15 protein-coding genes are annotated in these 21,229 nt (G+C 62.6%); 5 read left to right on the forward strand and 10 right to left on the reverse strand.

Annotation, left to right across the window (positions count from 1 at the left end; all coding sequences use genetic code 11):
- Nucleotide 1: 1 nt before the first annotated feature.
- The 4 genes from cyoC to VEZ38_RS14480 form a co-directional block, all read right to left on the reverse strand.
- Nucleotides 2–625, reverse strand: a complete 624-nt coding sequence (gene cyoC / locus VEZ38_RS14465) for a cytochrome o ubiquinol oxidase subunit III (protein WP_324894588.1) — start codon at nt 623–625, stop codon at nt 2–4.
- Nucleotides 625–2,595: a cbb3-type cytochrome c oxidase subunit I gene (locus tag VEZ38_RS14470; protein WP_324894590.1), complete on the reverse strand. Its 1,971-nt coding sequence runs from the start codon at nt 2,593–2,595 to the stop codon at nt 625–627. Before VEZ38_RS14470 ends, cyoC begins: the two co-directional genes overlap by 1 nt.
- A 26-nt stretch (nt 2,596–2,621) precedes the next feature.
- Nucleotides 2,622–3,584 (reverse strand): ubiquinol oxidase subunit II, encoded by a 963-nt coding sequence (gene cyoA / locus VEZ38_RS14475; RefSeq protein WP_324894592.1) that lies wholly within the window; start codon nt 3,582–3,584, stop codon nt 2,622–2,624.
- 241 nt (nt 3,585–3,825) lie between these two features.
- A complete protein-coding gene (locus tag VEZ38_RS14480; protein ID WP_324894594.1) occupies nt 3,826–4,098 on the reverse strand; it encodes a hypothetical protein in 273 nt (90 codons plus the stop codon).
- A gap of 177 nt (nt 4,099–4,275) precedes the next feature.
- Here VEZ38_RS14480 and VEZ38_RS14485 point away from each other — a divergent pair, with 177 nt between their 5' ends.
- The gene (locus VEZ38_RS14485) at nt 4,276–6,027 is read left to right on the forward strand and encodes an ABC transporter ATP-binding protein (protein WP_324894596.1); all 1,752 of its coding nucleotides are present in this window, start codon (nt 4,276–4,278) and stop codon (nt 6,025–6,027) included.
- Entirely contained in the window at nt 6,024–8,048 is a 2,025-nt protein-coding gene (locus tag VEZ38_RS14490) for an ABC transporter ATP-binding protein (protein WP_324894598.1), read from the forward strand. The genes VEZ38_RS14485 and VEZ38_RS14490 overlap by 4 nt, the downstream gene beginning before the upstream one ends.
- 12 nt (nt 8,049–8,060) lie before the next feature.
- Here VEZ38_RS14490 and VEZ38_RS14495 read toward each other — a convergent pair whose 3' ends face one another.
- Together VEZ38_RS14495 and VEZ38_RS14500 are read right to left on the reverse strand one after the other, a co-directional pair.
- Nucleotides 8,061–8,696, reverse strand: coding sequence for a GntR family transcriptional regulator (locus VEZ38_RS14495; protein ID WP_324894600.1), 636 nt, complete (start codon nt 8,694–8,696; stop codon nt 8,061–8,063).
- A gap of 10 nt (nt 8,697–8,706) precedes the next feature.
- On the reverse strand, nt 8,707–9,519 hold the full coding sequence (locus tag VEZ38_RS14500; RefSeq protein WP_324894602.1) for a sugar phosphate isomerase/epimerase family protein: 813 nt from the start codon (nt 9,517–9,519) through the stop codon (nt 8,707–8,709).
- Between the two features lie 221 nt (nt 9,520–9,740).
- Here VEZ38_RS14500 and VEZ38_RS14505 point away from each other — a divergent pair, with 221 nt between their 5' ends.
- The gene (locus tag VEZ38_RS14505) at nt 9,741–12,878 is read left to right on the forward strand and encodes a glycoside hydrolase family 2 TIM barrel-domain containing protein (RefSeq protein ID WP_324894604.1); all 3,138 of its coding nucleotides are present in this window, start codon (nt 9,741–9,743) and stop codon (nt 12,876–12,878) included.
- A 60-nt stretch (nt 12,879–12,938) separates the two neighbouring features.
- Nucleotides 12,939–13,955 carry a DUF3231 family protein gene (locus VEZ38_RS14510; RefSeq protein ID WP_324894606.1) on the forward strand — a complete coding sequence of 339 codons (1,017 nt, stop codon included), beginning with the start codon at nt 12,939–12,941 and terminating at the stop codon, nt 13,953–13,955.
- 150 nt (nt 13,956–14,105) lie between these two features.
- Here the strand turns inward: VEZ38_RS14510 and VEZ38_RS14515 are convergent, their stop codons facing one another.
- The 4 genes from VEZ38_RS14515 to VEZ38_RS14530 all read right to left on the reverse strand — a co-directional run bounded on the left by VEZ38_RS14515 (nt 14,106) and on the right by VEZ38_RS14530 (nt 19,692).
- Nucleotides 14,106–14,678, reverse strand: coding sequence for an FAD-dependent oxidoreductase (locus VEZ38_RS14515; protein WP_324894607.1), 573 nt, complete (start codon nt 14,676–14,678; stop codon nt 14,106–14,108).
- Between the two features lie 100 nt (nt 14,679–14,778).
- Entirely contained in the window at nt 14,779–15,669 is an 891-nt protein-coding gene (locus VEZ38_RS14520; RefSeq protein ID WP_324894609.1) for a helix-turn-helix domain-containing protein, read from the reverse strand.
- Nucleotides 15,670–15,685: 16 nt separating this feature from the next.
- Complete coding sequence (locus tag VEZ38_RS14525; RefSeq protein WP_324894611.1) at nt 15,686–18,739, reverse strand: efflux RND transporter permease subunit; 3,054 nt, start codon at nt 18,737–18,739, stop codon at nt 15,686–15,688.
- Between the two features lie 92 nt (nt 18,740–18,831).
- Entirely contained in the window at nt 18,832–19,692 is an 861-nt protein-coding gene (locus VEZ38_RS14530; RefSeq protein WP_324894613.1) for an AraC family transcriptional regulator, read from the reverse strand.
- Between the two features lie 144 nt (nt 19,693–19,836).
- Between VEZ38_RS14530 and VEZ38_RS14535 the strand changes: the two genes are divergently transcribed.
- Entirely contained in the window at nt 19,837–21,138 is a 1,302-nt protein-coding gene (locus tag VEZ38_RS14535) for an alpha-glucosidase/alpha-galactosidase (RefSeq protein WP_324894706.1), read from the forward strand.
- Nucleotides 21,139–21,229: the final 91 nt, after the last annotated feature.

Consider the following 21,229-nt stretch of genomic DNA (forward strand, 5'->3'; position numbering starts at 1 on the left):
GTTACATCACCCCCATCAAATATACGACGGTAAAGAGGAAAATCCACACCGCGTCAAGGAAGTGCCAGTACAAGCTTAGTACGTTGACCTTGCGCTCCGTGACCGGCGTGATGCCGCGGCGTCGAAGCTGCAGCATGAGCCCGATCATCCAGACGAGGCCGACGGTGACGTGCAAGCCGTGCGCGCCGACGAGCGTGAAGAACGCCGACAGGAATGCGCTCGTCTGCAGCGTCGCGCCTTCATGCACCATGTGCGTGAACTCGTAAATCTCTAAGCCGACGAACGCGGCGCCGAGCGCCGCCGTGACGGCGAGCCAGCCGATCAGGCCGCGCAGCCGCCCCTGCTGCATCGACAGCACCGCGAGGCCGCTCGTAAAGCTGCTCGTCAGCAGGATGAACGTGCTGACGATGACGATCGGCATGCTGAACAGCTCCGCGCCCGTCGGACCGCCGGCCGTATTGTTCCGCAGCACGACGTACGTCGCGAAGAGGGTCGCGAACAAAATGACGTCGGTGATCAGGAACAGCCAGAAGCCGAACGTCTTCATGCCTTCCAGGTCGTGATGCCCATGGTCCGCGTGCGCATCGTGCGCGCCGGGAGCCCCATGCGTATGCGTTGCCGCCATTATGCCTTGCCTCCTCTCAGCGCCGCCTCCGTGCGGCGCACCTCATCTGCTGGAATATAGTAATCCGTATCGTACGAGAACGAACGCGCCATCATGCAGGCCGCTACGCCGAGAAGACCCGGGATGACGAAGTGCAGCCAGTCGAAGACGAAGCCGAAGCCCGCGACGAACCAGCAGAACGACATAATGAACGGAATCGAAGAGTTTTTCGGCATGTGGATCGGTGCGATCTCCGGAGCCGGCGCCTCGGGAACGCCCGCCGCGCGGCGCTGCTTCGTCGCCCACCAATCGTCCGTCTCCGAGACGGTCGGCACGGTCGCGAAATTATACAGCGGCGCCGGCGACGGGATGGACCACTCGAGCGTCCGGCCGTCCCACGGGTCGCCGGTGACGTCCCTTTTCATAAACTTCACGCTGTGAGCGATCTGCCACACCTGGAACAAGAAGCCGATGCCCATCAGGAAGCCGCCGACCGTCGAGATCAAATTCAGCGGTCCCCAGCCCATGTCGAAATCGTACGTGTACATCCGGCGCGTCATGCCGTCCAGCCCAAGGAAGTACTGCGGCATAAAGCATACGTAGAACCCGATGTTCCACGTCCAGAACGCCCACTTGCCGAGTCCCTCGTGCAGCGTGAAGCCGAACATCTTCGGCCACCAGTACGCGAGTCCGGCGAAGTAGCCGAACGCGACGCCGCCGATGAGCACCTGATGGAAATGCGCGATCAGGAAGTAGCTGTTGTGGAACTGGAAGTCCGCCGGAGCGACGGAGAGCAGCACGCCCGTCATGCCGCCGACGACGAAGCAAGGAATGAACGCGAGCGTCCAAAGCATCGGCGTCGTGAATTGAATGCGGCCGCGGTACATCGTGAACAGCCAGTTAAAGATTTTCACGCCGGTCGGGATGGCGATAATCATCGTCGTGACGGCGAAGAACGCGTTGACGTTCGCGCCGGAGCCCATCGTGAAGAAGTGATGCGCCCACGTGAAGAACGAGGTGACGCTGATCGAAATCATCGCGACGACCATCGACGTGTAGCCGAACAGCTTCTTCTTCGCGAACGTGGCGACGACCTCGGAGAAGATGCCGAACGCCGGCAGGACGACGATATATACCTCGGGGTGGCCCCACATCCAGATGAGGTTAATGTACATCATCGGATTGCCGCCCGCATCTAACGTGAAGAAGTGAGCGCCGAAGTAACGATCCATAAACAACAAGAACAACGTAATCGTGAGAATCGGGAAAGCGAAAATAATCGTGATGCAGCTCGACAGCACCGACCACGTAAACATCGGCATTTTCATTAAGGTCATGCCGGGGGCGCGCATTTTCAAAATGGTAACGATAAAGTTAATGCCGGTCGCGAGCGACCCGATGCCGGAAATCTGGATGCCCCAAATATAGAAGTTCTGCCCTACGCCCGGACTGCCGGCGAGGCCCGACAATGGCGGATACGCGAGCCAGCCCGCGTCCGGCGAGCCGCCGATGACGAACGACATGTTGAACAGCATCGCGCCCCAGAAGAACAGCCAGAAGCTTAAGGAGTTCAAGAACGGGAAGGCGACGTCGCGCGCGCCGATCTGCAGCGGCACGACGATGTTGAACAGGCCGAACATGAGCGGCATCGCCATAAACAAGATCATGATGACGCCGTGCGTCGTGAATATCGCGTTATAGTGATCCGCGTGCAGAAACTCCATGCCGGGGAACGCGAGCTGCGTCCGCATGAGCAGGGCGTCGACGCCGCCGCGGAATAACATCAGGAGGGAACACACAATATACATAATGCCGATTCTCTTGTGATCGACGGTCGTCAGCCATTCGCGCCACAGCCAGCCCCACTTGCGAAAGTAGGACAGGACGAACACGATGGCGACCATCGTCAGGCCGATGCTGACCTGCGCGCCCAGGATGAGCGGGTCGCCGGTCACGAAAAACTCGGATGCGAATTGCCGGATGGTATCCATAGGGAACTCCTCTCTAGTACGTTCGATTAGTGGGAACCATGCGCTGCGTCATGGGCGTCATGGGCGTCATGGGCGTCGTGCGTCGAGCCCGCGTCCTTCGCGGCCGCGGCGCCGTGGCCGGCGTGCGGGTTATGCCCGTCGACGACGTATTTCGTGACGATGTCGTGGAACAGCCCTTCCGGGATGCCCGAGAACGACTGTACATGCGTCGTGCCCGGCGCGGCGAGCGCCTCGTAGCCCTCCGTCGTGAGCGGCTCGGACGTCGCTTTCACCTCGGCGACCCAAGCGTCGAACTCGGCTTGCGGCACGGCGGTCGCGTAAAACGTCATATCGGCGAAGTGCTCGCCGCTGAAGTTCGCGCCGGAGCCGTAATAAACGCCGGGATCGTCCGCCTGCAAATACAGCGTCATCGCCATGCCCGACATCGTATAAATTTGTCCGCCGAGCTGCGGAATCCAAAACGAATTCATCGGCGCGTCCGACGTCAGCTCGAACCGGATCGGCCGGTCCTCGGGAATATACAAGTAGTTGACCGTAGCGATACCTTGCTCGGGATATTGGAACAGCCATTTCCAATCGAGCGAGGTGACCTGCACGACGAGCTCCTCCTGCTCCGACGCGATCGGCTTGGAAGGCTCCAGCTCGTGCGTATAACGAACGGTAATAACGGCGAGAATCGCGATGATCACGATCGGGATCGCCCACCAGACGGTCTCGAGCTTCGCGCTGTGCGACCACTCCGGCTCGTAAGGCGCCGTGTTGTCCGCGCGATCGCGGTAACGGTATACGATATAGGCGGTCAAGGCCAGCACCGGCACGAGGATGATCACGCACAGCAGCGTCGAAATATAAATGAGATCTTTTTGCGCCGCGCCGATCGGCCCTTTCGGATCCAACACCATCGGGTCGCCGCAGCCGGATAAGAACGCCGCGGCCAGCAGCAGAACGGTCGGCAGCGCCAGCGCGTATTTGAAAAATCGCGTTCGCATCGTTTTCCACCTCTTCTGTGAGTCTTTCGAATTGCAGCTCGTTAGCTTGTGATGAAATTCACGAACCTCTTGTATTCCTAGCTTATCAAAATCGCGGCCGGAACGGACCCCACTTTGCAAATCTGTCAAACGTTCGCCCCAATTCGGTAAAATTGTATTCACGCTTTAGACGAAAACGTCCCCGAACGCGCAAAAAAAGCCCCCAAGCCGATAGCTTGGAGGCGGATGTACCGCGTCTGGACTAGATTTTTGCGTCGTGGTCCGGCGACTGCGGCGCGCGCGCATGGACGAGATGGATCGCCGTGCGGATGACATAAATGTGAACGCTGCCGACCATAAAGCCGATGCCGATCATAAACGAGGTGTTGCTTTCGCTGAAGTGGTGCAGGTTCGCCAGGCTCAGCGCGAGGCCGACGAGCAGCGTCGCCCAAGCGGCGGCCGTCATCCAGCGGACCAGCCGCTGCACGCTGCGTTCGGAAGGAGCCGCGCGATGGTCGAAGGTCTTGATGTTCATTCGTCCCACATCCTTGTAAGTGCTTTCGTTATCTATTATTGTATCACATTTTCGGCCGACGCGTTCAAACAATTTTCACCGATTCGCCAAACTTTCGTCACCGGGTAGTCACGGCTGGGGGATTCGCTTACAATAGGGAAATATTGAAATTCCGTCTTGGAAAATGAGGGTGTCCCCATGCTGTTCGTACAGCGCTTACGCTGGTTTTTTCGAAAACGATGGCCGTTCTACGTCATTACGATGGCGCTGATCGCGGGCAACAGCTACATGAACTCCGTCGCGCCGCGCCTCGTCGGCGACACGATCGACAGTATCATGAGCGGCGGGCTGACCCGGCAAAGCCTCGACGCGACGGTCGGCCTGCTGCTCGCGATCGCGGTCGCGATGTATCTCGCCACCTATGTTTGGATCAACTCGCTGTTCGGCAGCGCGTCGCTGCTGAATAAGGAGCTGCGCGAGCGGCTGCTGGCGCATTGGACGCGCATGAAGCCGTCGTTCTTCCAAAGAAACCGTTCCGGGGAGCTGATGGCGCTCGCGACGAACGACGTCGAGGCGGTCAGCAACACGGCCGGCTTCGGCGTCGTCACGATCACGAACACGATTACCGGCATCGTCGTGGTCGTCGTCTCCATGATTCTTTATGTAGACGTGCGGCTTATGTTCGCCGCGCTGCTCCCGATGCCGCTGCTGACCGTCGCGATCAACGTGCTCGGCCGCCGGATGCGGACGCAATTCGGCGTGGCGCAGCAGCGGTTCGGCGTGATGAACGATCATGTGCTGGAATCGATCTCAGGGCTGCGCGTGCTGCGCTCGTACGTGCAGGAGGAGAAGGACATCGAGGCGTTCGATCGGGTGACGAAAGACGTCATGGAGGCCAACATCGGCGTCGCGCGGACGAATGCATTGTTTCTGCCGGTCATCTCGGCGGTGACGGGGATCAGCTTCGCCATCGCGATCGGGTACGGTTCGATGCTGGTCACCCGCGGCGCCATCACGCTCGGAGATCTGGTGACGTTCAACATTTACCTCGGGCTGCTCGTATGGCCGCTTATCGCGTTCGGCGACTTTATTAATATTTTGCAGCGGGGCAACGCGTCGGTGAACCGGATCGAAGACAGCTTCGCGCAGCAGCCCGACGTGACGGAGCCTGCGGAGCCCGCGCCGGTCGCCGCCGCGGGCGATATCGCCTTCGACGGCTTGACGTTCCGCTACCCCGGCTCCGAGCTGGACCGGCTGAAGGACATCCGGCTGTCGGCGCGGCGGGGGGAGACGATCGGCGTCGTCGGCAAGACCGGCAGCGGCAAGAGCACGCTGCTAAAGCAGCTGCTGCGCCAATATCCGATCGAGCCGGGGCGGCTGACCGTGTCCGGCGTCGGTATTGAGCGCATCCCGCTCGCGCGGCTGCTCGGCTGGATCGGCTACGTGCCGCAGGAGCACATGCTGCTCTCCCGCTCGATCCGGGACAACATCGCGCTGGGCCGGCCCGAGGCGACGGAGGACGACATTGTCGAAGCGGCGCGCAAGGCGTTCCTCGCGGAGGATCTCGCCCGCATGCCCGCGGGGCTCGACACGATCGTCGGCGAGAACGGCGTCATGCTGTCGGGCGGGCAGAAGCAGCGCATCGGCATCGCGCGGGCGCTGCTCGTCGACCCGGACGTGCTCGTGCTCGACGACGCGTTATCGGCGGTCGATGCGCGCACGGAAGCGGCCATTCTCGACGAGGTGCGGCGTTCGCGGGTCGGCAAGACGACGTTCATCGCGACGCATCGGCTGTCCGCGGTAAAGCATGCGCATCGCATCGTCGTGCTCGACGACGGGCGGATCGTCGAGGAGGGCGACCATGATGCGTTGATGCGCCGGGGCGGCTGGTACCGCCGCCAATACGAGCGGCAGCAGCTGGAGCGCAGCTTGCTGGAGGAGGGGCCATGATCGAACTCGAACAAGACCAGGATCGCGTGCAGGACCGGGCCGTCGCCCGCAGGCTGTTCGCCTACTTGCTGCTTTTCCGCCGCCAGGTCGCGCTAGCGCTCGGCGTCCTCGTTCTGGCGATGGGGGCGCAGCTTTCCGTGCCGATCGTCACGAAGACGATCATCGACGAGCATCTGCTGGCGATTCAGCGCGAATGGATCGAGCTGCCCCCGGACGCCGTGCCGGCGGGCGCGCGCTTCGTGCCGTTCCGGGACATGGCGTACGTGCGGAGCGACTGGCTGCCTGCGGAGGCGCCGGCGGCCGGGGCGGCGGCGCGATTCGTCTCGGGCGACGGGGGATTCGCCCTCGACAGCCCCGCGTACGGCGCGGTGCGCGTCACCGGAAGCGAAGCGGCCGCGTTTTACCGGTACGATGTCGGGCCAATCTACGGCCTCGTCCTATTGATCGTAGGGCTGACGGTCGCAGGCAGCGCGCTGACGTACATACAGAGTTATCTCCTGCAATCGTCCGCGCAGCGCATCGTGCAGCGCATGCGCATGGATTTGTTCCGGCATCTGAACCGGCTGCCCGTCTCGTTCTTCGATAAGACGCCGATCGGGCAGCTCGTCTCGCGCGTATCCAACGACACCGAGAACATTAAGGAGCTGTATATCAGCTTTACCGCCACGTTCGTCGTCAGCGGCCTGAACATTCTCGGCGTCTTCGCGGCGCTCCTCTTTCTGGAATGGCGGCTCGCGCTGCTGTGCGCGCTGATCTTGCCTCTATTCGCGGGGCTGCTGTATTTGCATCTGACGTTCTCCAAGCCGTTCGTCCAGACGATCCGGTCGCGGCTCGCGGAGATGAACGCGATGTTGAACGAGATGATTCACGTTATGCCGATCGTACAGGCGTTCCGGCGGGAGGAGGCGATGCGCGCGGACTTCCGGCGGCTGAACGAGGACCGGTATCGGGCGCAGGTCAAGCAATTCCGCATCTTCGCGTTCTCCGGCCGGAACGTCGTCTACTTCATCGGACGGCTGCTGACGGCGCTCATCGTCTGGTATTTCGGCGGCCAATCGCTCGCCTCCGCGGCGATTTCGTTCGGCGTGCTCTACGCGTTCGTCGATTACCTCGGGCGCATCTACGAGCCGATCGTAGGCATCTTCGATCAGATGACGAACGCGCAGCGGGCTTTCGTGTCGGCAGAGCGGGTGTTCGCGCTGATGGACCGCAAGGGGGAGGGCGCAAGGGAGGCGGGGAAGGAGGCGGCGGTGCCGAGGCCGGAAGGGCATGTCGCTTTCGAAAACGTCACCTTCGCCTACGTCCCCGGCGAGAACGTGCTGAAGGACGTCGCCTTCGAGGCGAAGCGGGGGGAAACCGTCGCGATCGTCGGCCATACCGGCTCGGGCAAAAGCTCGATCATGAATCTATTGTTAGGCTTCTACGAACCGACCGGCGGCACGATCCGCATCGACGGCGTCGACATTCGCTCCCTGCCGAAGCAGGCGCTGCGAAAGCATATGGGCATCGTACTGCAGGATCCGTTCCTCTTTACCGGCGATCTGCGGTTCAACGTCGCGCTGTACAACGAAGCGATCGACGAGGCGGACGTCGCCCGGGCGCTGCGGGCGGTCGGCGCCGAGCCGTTCGTCTCGCGCCTGCCGCACGGCCTCCGCGAGCCGGTCGTCGAACGCGGCGCGACGATGTCCGCAGGCGAACGGCAGCTCGTTTCCTTCGCGCGGGCGCTCGCGTTCGACCCGGCCATTCTCATTTTGGACGAGGCGACGGCGAGCGTAGACGGCGAGACGGAGCAAGTGATCCAGCGCGCGCTGGACGTGCTCCGTCACGGGCGGACGACGTTCGTCATCGCGCATCGACTGTCCACCATTCGGGACGCCGACCGCATTCTCGTCCTGCACCGCGGCGTCATCGAAGAACGCGGCACGCACGAGGAGTTGATGGCGCTGCAAGGCCGTTACTACCGCATGTACCTGCTGCAAAACGCGGACGCGCCCGAAGGCGCTCCTGCCCGGGGCGGCTAATCGGCGCGGCGATCAAGACAACAAAATCCGCTTCCCGTACTCGAGATGCGCTTCCATCCGCTGCGCCGCTTCGTCGCCGCGCCCCGCGGCGGCGAGCTCGAAGATGCGCAGGTGATCCTCGTACGAGGCGCGGATCCGCTGCGCATCCTTGCGAAGCACGCGCAGCGCCAACCGGTACAGCCGGTCCTGCAGCCGGTCCGCGGCCCTCAGCATTTCGCCGTTGTCGTACAGCTCGACGAGCTTTCGGTGAAAAGCGGCATCGGCTGCCGTGAAGCGCTCGGCGTCGTTCGCCTGAACGCATCGCTCCTGCTCCTGCAGGTTGGCGCGGAACCAGGCGCGGTCCGCTTCGCGCCACGTTCCCCCCGCGAGCCGTTTCGCGACATATCCTTCGATCGCGATTCGGAAATCGAACACCTCCGCGACCTGCGCCGCCGAGATGTCCGAGACGATCAGCCCCTTATTCGGCGTATATTTCGCCAGCCCCTCGGCGTCGAGCCGCTCGAGCGCCGCCCGGATCGGCGTGCGGCTCATCCCCAGCCGTTCGACGAGCGTCCGCTCGGTCAGGAAATCGCCGGGCCGGAGCTCGCCGTCGAGAATCGCGCGTCGCATCGCGTCGTACGCCTTCTCCTTCAACGTTACGGCCGGCATGGCATCCCCCTCATCCCGATCGAAATTCCGGCAGCGTCCGCAAATAAGCGAGACTTTGCCGCAGCCACTCGCGTTCCAGGGCGATCGTCGCTTCGACGCTGCCTTGGTACGGAGGCCACAGCTCGAGGATCGCGTTCGCGTGCCGTCCGCGTTCGCGCGCCGCGCGGAGCAGCGACGGAACGTTCAGCTTGCCCGCGCCCGCCGGCGTGCCAAGCACGACGAAGCCCATCTGATGGTCGATCCGGGTAATGTCGAAATCCTTAATATGCAAATTAAGCAGGTGCGGCATCAAGTCGGCGACGACCGTGTCCGGGCTGTCGAGCGCGCCGAACGAATTGACCGTGTCCAGACAGCACCCGAGGAACGGGGAGCCGACTTCTTCGAATAAGCGGACGAGCTGTTTCGTCGTATGCAGCCCGTGATTTTCGAGCGCGAGGGCGACGCCCGCGCGCTCGTACGCGGGCAGCGCCTCGAGCAGCTGCGCCTTCGCGGCGTCGAGGTCCGGCGTCGTCGCGAGCGTCCGGACGAACGGGGAGCCGACGGCTCGAGCGACGTCGAGATACGCAAGAAGCAACGAAGGCTCCGTGCCGCGCGTGCCGACCTCGAGCGCGACGCCGCTCTCGTCGGCCTCGGCTTTCAGCCGGGCCAGCTCGGCGGGCGTCCAAGCGTGCAGCGGGACGTTGTCGGCGATTTGCACGAGCGAGAGCCCGGCTTCCCGCGCGATGCGGAGGAGCGCGAAGGCGTCGAGCGGCGCGGCCGGCCGTTCGTAGCCAGGGACGCCGATCGACCAGGCGAGCGTATAGCTGCCGATTCCGAGTTTCATGCGGAAGGGTCCTCCTTCGGGATGGGATGTTATGTATGACCGATTATCGATCTCCCGGCGCGAGGCTGTCAACACATTGTATACAACTTGTATATAATTGACGAATTGCATGGGCGCCCGGCAGGACATGTCCTTCGGGATGTCGAAGGAGAGAGGAAACCGGCGCGTCTCGTTGGGCGGCGCGGGGAAAAACATTTTCCAAATATGAGGAGTGTGGGCCGATGCCGCGATACACGCCGCCGGCGAACGGGTTTCCGGAGTGGAACAACAATCCTGAGGTGTTTCAGGTGAATCGCCTGAAGGCGCATGCGACCTTCATGCCGTACGATACGATCGAGCAAGCGCTCGCGGGGGACCGGTACGCGTCCCCGTATTTTATGTCGCTGAACGGAACGTGGAAATTCAGTTATGCCGAGCGGCCGGAGGAGCGGGAGAAGCATTTCTATCGGACGGATTACGACTGTTCCGGATGGGCGGAGCTGCCGGTGCCTTCGCATTGGCAGCTTCACGGCTACGATACGCCGCAGTATACGAACATTCGGTATCCGTGGGAAGGGAAAGAGGTCGTGAACCCGCCCTTCGCGCCGGAGGAACGCAATCCGGTCGGCTCTTACGCGCGCACGTTCGAGACGCCTGCAAGCTGGCGCGGCCGGCAGGTGCGCATTAGCTTTCAAGGCGTCGAATCGGCGTTTTACGTGTGGGTCAACGGCGAGTTCGTCGGCTACAGCGAGGATTCGTTCACGCCGGCCGAATTCGATCTTACGCCGTACCTCGTCGAGGGAAAGAACAAGCTGGCGGTCGAGGTGTATCGTTGGAGCGACGCCAGCTGGCTGGAGGATCAAGATTTTTGGCGGCTGAGCGGAATTTTTCGCGAGGTGTATTTGTTCGCGCCGTCGGCCGTGCACGTCGCCGACTTCTTCGCGGTCGCCGCGCTCGACGAACGGTACGAGCACGGCGAGCTGCGCGTCTCTGCGACGGTCGCGCGCGCGGACGGGGCGCCGGACGGCGCGGCGACGCTCGAGGCGGCGCTTTACGGGGCGGACGGCGCGCCGGTGCCCGCGGCGGCGGCGGCCGTCGCGCTGGCGTTCGGCGCGAACGGCGAAGCCGAGGCGTCGTTCGCTCGCGCCATAGAGCGGCCGCTCCCGTGGAGCGCCGAGCAGCCGAATTTGTACACGCTCGTTCTGGCGCTGCGCGACGCGGAAGGCGGCTTGCTCGAAGCGGTCAGCTGCCGGGTCGGGTTCCGCACGTTCGAAATCCGCGACGGCTTGATGCGGATCAACGGCCGGCGCATCGTCTTCAAGGGCGTCAACCGGCACGAGTTCCACTGCGATCGAGGACGGGCGATCACGTACGAGGATATGCTCGCGGACGTGAAGCTGATGAAGGCGAATAACATGAACGCGGTGCGCACGTCGCACTATCCGAACCATCCGCTGTGGTACGATTTATGCGACGAATACGGTCTGTACGTGATCGACGAGACGAACCTCGAGACGCACGGCTCCTGGTTTTACGGGCAGAAGGAGGAGGAAGGCGCGCTGCCGGGCAGCAAGCCGGAATGGCGGGACGCCGTGCTCGACCGGGCGAATTCGATGCTGCAGCGGGACAAAAACCATCCCTCCGTCGTGATGTGGTCGCTCGGCAACGAATCGTTCGGCGGCGACAACTTCCTCGCGATGCGGGATTTGCTCAAAGCGGCCGATCCGACCCGGCCGGTCCATTACGAGGGCGTAACCCTGTACCGCGCCTCGGAGGCGGCTTCCGACGTCGAAAGCCAGATGTATTCGAAGCTGCCCCAGCTTTACGCATACGCCGAGGCGCCGGAGCCGAAAAAGCCGTTCCTGCTGTGCGAATATTCGCATGCGATGGGAAATTCGCTCGGCAACCTGCACAAATACGTAGAGTTGTTTTATAAATACCCCGTATTGCAAGGCGGGTTTATTTGGGATTGGCTCGACCAAGCGCTGCGCAAGGCGACGCCGGACGGGACGTCGACGTACCTCGCGTACGGCGGCGACTTCGGCGACAACCCGAACGACGGCAACTTCTGCGGCAACGGACTCGTCTTCGCGGACCGCTCCGCCTCGCCGAAGCTGCCCGAAGCGAAAGCATGCTACCAGAACGTCTTGTTCGAAACCGTCGACGCGGCGGCGGGCGTCTTCCGCCTGACGAACCGGTTCTTGTTTACGAATTTGAACGCCTTCGACTGCGTCTGGACGCTGCTGCAGGACGGCGAGCCGGTCGCGGTCGAGCGGACGACGGTAACGCTGGCGCCGGGCGAAAGCGCGGAGGCGCGCGCGCCGTTCGCGCCGGACGCGCTGTCGTCGGGGGATCGGGAGTACGTCGTCGAGGCGAGCTTCGTCCTGCGCCAGGACGAGCGCTGGGCGCCTGCCGGGCATGAGATCGCGTTCGGCCAAATCGCGCTCGAGCGCGCCGCTTCGGCGGTTTCGCCGGCGTCTTCCGCCGCTCCCGGCGCGACGCTTCGGGTCGTCGAGAACGCGGTCACGGTTCAGGTGTTCGGCGACGATTTTACCGTATCGTTCGAAAAGCGCTTCGGCCATCTTTCGCGGTATCGACGCCAAGGGCGGGATCTCGTCAGCGCGCCGCCGGCGCCGAACTTCTGGCGCGCGTACACGGACAACGATCGCGGCGCGAACCATCACGTTCGCTGCGCCCCGTGGCGGCTTGCCGGCGCCGCCCGAAGAATGACGGCGATGCGCGTCGAGGCGGGCGCCGAGCGCGTCTTCGTCGAGACGACGTTCGAGCTCGGCCTGCCGGAGGCGTACGGTTCTTCGCGGACGACATGCGTCGTCGCGTACGCGGTATACCCGAACGGCGAGGTAGAAGTGACGCAGACGCTGACGCCGGGCGGCGGCTTGCCGGAAATTCCGGAGATCGGCATGTTGTTCCTGCTGGACGGACGCCTCGATTCCGTTCGGTGGTACGGGAACGGGCCGCAGGAGACGTACTGGGATCGGATGAACGGGGGAAAACTGGGCATCTACGAGGGGAAGGTCCAAGAGCAGTTGGCGCCGTATTTGCGGCCGCAGGAGAGCGGCAACAAGACGGAGGTGCGGTGGGCTTGCGTGACGGACGAGGCGGGCTTCGGCCTTCGATTCTCGGGATCGCCCACGATGGAGTGGAGCGCGCTGCCGTTCACGCCGCTCGAGCTGGAGAGCTGCAGCTATCCGTACCAGCTGAAGGCGTTCGGCGGCAAGACGGTCGTGCGGGCCAATCTTCGCCAGATGGGCGTCGGCGGCGACGACAGCTGGGGCGCGAAGGCGCATGCGGAATATACGCTGCCGGCAGACCGGGCCTATACGCATACGTTCCGGTTTCGCGGGATCGGCCCCACATAAGCGAGGGTCCCGCGGGGAATCATAGCTGCATATCAAGACCTTGGAAGCGAGGGAACAGCTATGATCGAACCGCGTACCGTACCTCTGGCCTCTTCCGAGCTCGGATCGCTGTGGATGACGTATCAAGAGAAGACGATGACCTATCAGATGCTGAAGCACTTCCTCCGGCATGAAGCGGACGAGGAATCGCGAGCGCTGCTCACCCGGGCTTACACGGACGCAGGGGGTTTTATCGAAGCCATCCGGGGGATCCTCGAGCGGGAAGGCGCAGTCGTACCGGTCGGCTTCGGCGACACGGACGTCAAGCCGGACGCGCCGGCGCTGTTCAACGGCATGTTCGCCGTCTCCTTCCTTCGGATGTTGGCCAAAATTACGGGGGGGATCGGCGCGCTCCACCTGGGGATGTCGTATCGGGAAGACGTTCGGCGGTTGAACGTCGAGTTGACGAACAAAGCCCAGAACATGTACGAGGACGCGACGGAACTGCTGCTGAAGCGGGGCATGCTGACGCGTCCGCCGATCGTCACCCCGCCGCAAGAGACGGAATTCGTGGAGGGGCTGCAGTACATGAAGGGGCATAGCGTGCTGCACAAAGCCAGGCCGGTCAACTTGGTGGAGACCGCTCATTTGTATCAGCAGCTGGAGACGAACGCCTTCGGGCTCGAGCTAATGACCGGCTTCGCGCAGGTCGCTGCGGAGCCGGACGCGAGAAGGTATTTCGAGCAAGGCCTCGAGCTTGCGAGAGACACGGTCGACATGGTTCGGTCGCTCTTCATGGAGAGCGATATGAATCCGTCGCCGGCGCCCGGCGGACGGGCGACCGACTCGACCGCGCCGGTATTTTCCGACAAGCTGATGATGTACTGCACGAACCTGCTGACGACCTTCGGCCTCGGCGGCAATGCGCTCGGCACGTCGTTCAGCCTGCGCAGCGATCTGCCGCTCAAGCTGATCGCGCTGGCGACCAAGGTGTACAACTTCGCTCAGGAGGGCGGCAAGCTCATGATCAAGCACGGTTGGATGGAAGAACCGCCGCAGGCGGAAAACCGCGAGGAGCTCGTACTGTCGCATTCCTAGCGGGCCTCGGGTCACGCAGCAAAAATCGCGCCTTCGGTGACTAAGGTCGCCGCCTTCGTACAACCGAAGGCGGCGATTTTTTTTGTAACAAAAAGAGCCGCCCCTTCGCTAGATTCATAGCGTTAGGGACAGCTCCGTTGCGTTCTGAATTTATGCCTTCGGCTGGAAGACGTCGTGGTCGACGTACCGTTCGCCGTTCAGCTCGCTGATAATGTTGATGGCGACCTTCGCGCCGTCGCCCGCGGTAATGACGCCGTGCATGCTGACGCCGGCGACCGTGCCGGCGGCCCATACGCCGGGGACGTTCGTACGCCCGGACGCGTCGACCTCGAAGATGCTCTTAATGCGCGGCTCCGTGCCGGGCGCGACTTTCACGCCGAGCTTCTCGCCGAGCTCGACGGAGAGGCCCGTCGCCAAGACGACATGCTTCGCTTCATAGCTTACGCCGCCGGTCGTCGCGATCGCGAACCCGCCGTCGATCGCGGCGATGCTCGCCGCTTCGTCAAGCACGTACTCCGCGCCGAACTTCTTGAGCTGCGCGATGCCGATGTCGACGAGCGACGGTCCGTCGATCGCTTCGATGCCGTAGAAATTTTCGAACCACGCGCGTCTCGTCGCGCCTTTGTCGCTGTCGACGACGATCGTCTTCTTTCCGGCTTTCGCCGCGAAAATCGCGGCGCTGGCCCCGGCCGGACCGGCGCCGATGATGGCGATATCGTACATGTGGATCGTCCTCCCTGTAGTAAATCTAGTTGCGTGCCCTTCCATTATGAACCGATTGCATAACTTTATCAACGTATATGTTAAATATTATTTTACGGGGTTATTGAACGATCGCCTTCTCCAGCTGACGGACCAGCTGCCCGATCATCGCCGGTTCCGCTTCGCGCAGATGCTCGAGCACGCCGAGAACGATCGGATCGGACGGCGCCCGCTTCCGCAGCTCGGCTTCCAACACGACCGTATACCCGAGCAGCTCCTCGCGCTTCGCGTCGTCGCGGACGGATTCCCGAATCGCCTCCCGCAGGACGCGGAGCCACTGGGCGCGAAGGTCGATCGGTCCGACGGGATCGCCGGCTTCCGTCCCGAGGGAGGTGCCGGCCAGCGTACGTTCGGTTAAGATCGGGGGGAGGCCCTTGCGAATCATTCCGTCCACGGCGTCGTCGAGTCGGTCGGCAAGGAAAGCGGCTAACGCTTCGATGTCGATCTCGGCTTGTTCGATGAGCAAGTATCCGGTGTATTGCGCGCACAGCGCTTGCAGGACGGCCACGGCGTCCAAGGCGTACGGACCGACCCGCTCGCCATAGACGTCCTGAATATCCGCCTGCGCCCAACGGAAGCCGCGGATGCGCAATTCGAGCATGAACGACTTCAGCTCCTCGTTCACGTGCAGCATCCCTTCGTTCATCAACATGAGGAAGAACGACTTGTGTTCGGTGGCGAAGCGAAGCTGCTCTGCGGTTTTGCGGACGAGCCGCTCCCGCGGAGACAGCCCCGGCGCGGCGGCGGCGCGGCCGACGTCCTCGATCATGCGCTGCACGGTGTGCTTGAGCGCGGATACGAGCATATCTTCTTTCGATTTAAAGTGAATATAAACAGAGCCCTTGGCGATACCGATCGCTTCGGCGATGTCTTGGATCGACGTCGCGTGAAAGCCCTTGGCGGCGAAGAGACGCAGCGCCGTCTCGATGATCTGTTCCTTCTTGTCGTTCATTCGGCCCAGCTCCTTGTCAGATGGACTCTTCGATGCCGCCCTTGCGCAGCTTCATTAGTAATTCGTAGGCGATCGGCACGATGACGAGCGTGAGCGCCGTCGAGCTGGCGAGGCCGCCGATGACGGTGACGCCGAGTCCCTTAGAGATGATGCCCGCACCCTCGAGCCCGAACGCCAGCGGCAGCAGCGCGCCGATCGTCGCGAGCGCGGTCATCAGAATCGGACGGAGACGGGTCGCGGCCGCTTCGAGCAGCGCTTCGCGCGTCGAGAGCCCCTCTTTCTCCTTACGAATGACCCGGTCGACGAGGACGATCGCGTTCGTGACGACGATGCCGATCAGCATGAGCGCGCCCATCATCGCGGAGACGCTGATCGTCTCGCCGGCAATCAGCAGGGCGAGGAGCGCGCCGATGATCGCGAACGGCAGCGAGAGCAGAATGGCGAACGGCGCGAGGCCGCCGCCGAACGTGACGACGAGCACGAGGTAGACGATCGCGATCGCCGCGGCCATCGCGAGACCGAGCTGCGCGAACGTCTCGTTAATTTGCTCCGCGACGCCGCCGAATTCGACGTCGACCGTCGGCGGCAGCGTCAGCTTCGCGTCGATGGCCGCCTCCAGGTCGGAGGACGCCTTCGCGACGTCCTTCGCCGTAATGTCGGCGGAGACGCTGCCGTACAGCCGCCCGTCCTTGCGCGTGACGGTGTCCGGGGAGTCGCCCTCGACCACGTCGACGACGTCGCCGACGGCGACCTCGAAACCGAGCGGCGAGGCGACGGTCGTCCGCTCGATATCCTCGATCGAGCCGTACGTCTTCGGATCGGCGGCGACGACGACCTCGTACGTCTTGCCTTCGATCTCGACGTTCGTCAACACCGGCCGCTCGCGAGACGGGCTAAGCGCCAGAACGAGCTGCCCGGGCGTGAGGCCGAGGCCGCTCAGCTTCTCCTTATCCGCGACGAGCGTATATTGGCCGTACGTCTCGGACAGGCTCGACTCGATGTTCTCGAATCGGCCGTCGTCCTCCATCAGCCCTTGGATGTCCGCGATCGCCGCTTCGATCTCCTCCATCGTATCGCCGTACACATGGAGATTTAGACCGGCGCCGCCGAAGCCGCCGGAGAAATCCATCTGTCCCCACTCGCCTTCCCCCGGGGCTTGTTCCGCAAGGGCGTCGACCAATGCGTTCTTCACGTCTTCGAACGCTTCGGTATCGTCGGGATACTGGATATAAAACAGCGCCGACCGGGAAGGCCCCGGGCTCATCGGATTGCTGCCGCCGACCGAGTATTGGAAATTCGTTACCCGCTCGTCTTTCAGCAACAGCGTCTCCGCTTGGAGCGCGATCGCCTCCACATCCGCCAGCCGTTCGCCCGGAGCGGGCGTGTAGGAGACCATGGCGTATTTCTGCTCCTCCTCGGGCAGGAAGCTGACGCCGATCGCCGGGACGAGGGCGAAGCTGCCGAACAGCAGGGCGAAGGAGACGACAATCGAAATCGTTTTATGATCCAGCGTCCACCGCAGCGCGCGCTTGTACGCGCCGGCGAGCCGGCCGACCTTCGCTTCGTCGTGCGCCTTGCCTTTCAGCCCGTTCTTGAACATCGCGAAGCCCATCGCCGGCACGACCGTAATCGCCACGAGCAGCGAGGCGAGAAGCGCGAACACCATCGTGAGCGCGAACGGCAGGAACAGCTCGCCGACCATGCCGCTCACGGCGCCGAGCGGCAGGAACACCGCGATCGTCACGATCGTGGAGGATAGAATCGGGATGAACATCTCGCGCGTGGCGTCGAGAATCAGCGCCTTCCCCTTCAGCGACTCGTTCGGCAGCGACATGCGGCGGTAGATGTTCTCGATGACGACGATCGAGTCGTCGACGACGCGGCCGATCGCGACCGTCATCGCGCCGAGCGTCATCATGTTCAGCGTGATGTCCAGTTGTTGCAGCAGCAAGACGCCGATGAGCAGCGACAGCGGAATCGAGACGACGGAGATGATCGTCGAGCGCACGTTGCGCAGGAACAGCAGGATGATGAGAATCGCGAACAATGCGCCGAAGGCGGCCTTCTCGAGCATCGTCTTGACCGATTGCTCGATCGGCTCGCCTTGGTCGAGCAGCGTCGTCACCTCGAGTGTCGGGTACCGGTCGCGCAGCGACGCGGCTTCGTCCTTCACGGCGTTGACCACGTCGACCGTATTGGCGTCCTGCGCCTTGACGATCTGAATGCCGATCGACTCGGAGCCGTTCGTCCGGGAGATCGACTCGGAGCGCCCCGTCACGGCCAGCGTCGCGACCTCCTTCAGCGGTACTGTCGAGAGGCCCGTCGGTCCGGCGATCGGAATCGGCACGTTCTCGAGATCTTCGATCGTCTTGACGCCGCCGTCGACGACGATCGTCTTCTGTTCGTTCCCGAGCTCGTACAACCCGAGCGGCGCGGAGAACGCGGACGCCTGCACGACGCCCTTGACGGCGTCCTCCGTCAGTCCGCGGCGCCGCAGCGCCTCGGCGTCGAACCGCAGCGACACCTCGGTCACGTATTGACCGGCGATTTGGACGCTCGCGACGCCGTCGAGGCCCTCCAGCGCGGGCTGAATCTCCCGTTCGACGAGCTTCGTCAGCTCCTCCAGCGAGCCGTTCGGATCGGCGACGCTGAGCGAGACGACCGGGAACGCGTTCAGACTGATGCGCGAGACGGTCGGCTCCTGCGCCCCGGAGGGGAGCGAAAGAAGCTCGAGCGCCTCGCGCGCCTCCGCCGCGGCCTTGTCCATGTCGACGCCGTAATCGTATTCGATCGTAATGGCGGAGACGTTTTCCATCGAGGAGGAGTTGACCGTCTTCACGCCGGGCAAATGGAGGAGTCGCTGCTCGGCGGGGCCGGTGATCGACTCCGCGACCTCCTCCGGCGCCGCGCCGGGATAGACGGCGGTAATTTGCAAATACGGCACTTCCAAATTCGGCAGCGTCTCCTGCTTCATGTTCAGGCCGGCATAGAGACCGGCGACGGTCACGATGATCGTCAGAATCAGAACGGCGAACCGGTTGTTCAGGGAAAAGCGTATGATTCCTCTCATGCTCCGCGTATCCTCTTTTCTGTAGGGAAGGTGATACGGGAAGCATAGCACAATCTTGACTGACTAGTCAAAACGAAAACCGACCGTTCAGTTTACTTTGATGACGATCTTCGGAATGCCGTCGGCGACACGCCGAACCGCTTGCGGAATTGCTTCGAAAAGTACAACGGGTCCGCGAACCCGACCGAGGAGGCGACCTCCTCGACCGACCAACGGCTGCCCAGCAGCGATTTCGCGCGTTCGAGCCGAATTTGCATCAGGTATTGCATCGGCGAGAGGCCGATCGTCTCCTTGAAAATTTTCGACAAATGCGTGCGATGATAACCTAACGACTTGGACAGCTGTTCGATGGAAATCGGCTGCGCGTGCTGCAGCTCGAGCCAACGCATCGCTTGTTCGACCTGCCGTTTCGCCGGGGATTCGGCCGACGGCGCCGAGGGCAGCTGCGCCCCGCTGGCGAGCGAGAGCTCGTGCAGCAAGAGGCGAAGCAACCCTTCCGCCTCCAAGTCGGCCAGCGCCGGCCGTTCCGCGTCGCGCAGCGTCCGGCGCAGCTTGCGGTAGAGGGAGAACGCTTTGCGCGTGCCGCTGCCGCGGACGACGGGCCGCTCCGGGGTGATGCCCAGCTGCTGGAGCAGCGGCTCGGACCGGTGGCCGTGGAAGGCGACCCAGACGTAATGCCAAGGTTCGACTTCGGCCGCAACGTACTGATGAAGCGCTCCCGGGAAAATGACGAACGTATCCCCGGCACCACAAATGTAATGCGTTCCGTTCAGCGAGAAGCTGCCGTTGCCCGAGACGATCGTGTGGATCAAGTAATAATCGTGGATGCCCGGACCGGTGTTGTGCAGCTCCACCGGACGCCCTTCCCCGCTGAATAATACCGTCATTTCGCCGGGACCCTTCGCCCGATTCACATAGGTTACGAAGCTGTAGTGTTCTGCGATGACCGGCAACGTCGCCCGCCTCCTTTTCTCCCAAGCGTACCTGAACGGACTACAAAAATCCATATCTCTCTTCGTTTCCTCCATATGCTTGCGCGCACGCCTCCCCTATATTGAAGGAGAACATGTTCAATCATGAGTTGGAGGGTTCGAACGATGACGAAAATTACGTTCTTGGGAGCGGGAAGCTCCGTCTTCGCGAAAAACGTGCTCGGCGACACGATGATGACGCCGGCGCTGCAGGGCTTCGAGCTGGCGCTGTTCGATATCGACCACGTGCGGCTGAAGGATTCGGAGATGATGCTCAACAACATCAAGCGGACGGTCGGCAGCAGCTGCGTCGTAAAGTCGTATACCGATCGGAAGGAAGCGCTGCGCGGCGCGAAATACGTCGTGAACGCGATTCAAGTGGGCGGCTACGATCCGTGCACGATCACCGATTTCGAAATCCCGAAGAAATACGGTCTGCGGCAGACGATCGCGGATACGGTCGGGATCGGCGGCATTTTCCGCAATTTGCGTACGATTCCCGTCATGCTCGACTTCGCGAAAGATATTCGCGAGGTGTGCCCGGACGCGTGGTTCCTGAACTACACGAACCCGATGGCGGTGCTGACGAACGTCATGAACACGCACGGCGGCGTGCAGACGGTCGGTCTGTGCCATAGCGTGCAGGTGTGCGTACCGCATCTGTTCCGCCACCTCGGCATCGATTCGGAGGGCGTCAAGTCGAAGATCGCGGGCATCAACCACATGGCGTGGCTGCTCGAGGTGTCGAAGGACGGCGTCGATCTGTATCCGGAAATCAAGCGGCGCGCGGCCGAGAAGCAGAAAGAAAAGCACGGCGACATGGTGCGCTACGAGATGATGCTGAAATTCGGCTATTACATTACCGAGTCGTCCGAGCATAACGCGGAGTACCATCCGTACTTTATCAAGCGCAACTACCCGGAGCTGATCGAGCGATTCAACATTCCGCTCGACGAATATCCGCGCCGCTGCGTCAACCAGATCGAGCAGTGGGCGAAGATGCGCGACGAACTCGTGAACGACGCCAACCTGTCGCATACCCGATCGCACGAATATGCGTCTTATATCTTCGAGGCGATGGAGACGAACAAGCCGTTCAAAATCGGCGGCAACGTCATGAACACGGGCGGCCTCATCTCGAACCTGCCGCGCGAGGCGTGCGTCGAGGTGCCGTGCCTCGTCGACCGCAGCGGCGTCACGCCGACGTATGTAGGCGATCTGCCGCCGCAATGCGCCGCGCTGAACCGGACGAACATCAATACGCAGCTGCTGACGATCGAAGCGGCGATGACGGGCAAGAAGGAGCATATTTACCATGCGGCGATGCTTGACCCGCACACGGCGGCCGAGCTGTCGATGGACGATATCGTCGCGATGTGCGACGACCTGATCGAAGCGCACGGCGACTGGCTGCCGAAGTTCCGGTAACGCTTTCGCTAACGATAGGAAGGCGTGGGGCATACCGGAGCGCCGGCGAAGCAGCGACGTTTTGCAGGCGTGTTGTTACCTTGATCCCATT

Origin of the sequence: Paenibacillus sp., assembly GCF_035645235.1 — a bacterium.
Classification (GTDB): Bacteria; Bacillota; Bacilli; order Paenibacillales; family YIM-B00363; genus Paenibacillus_AE.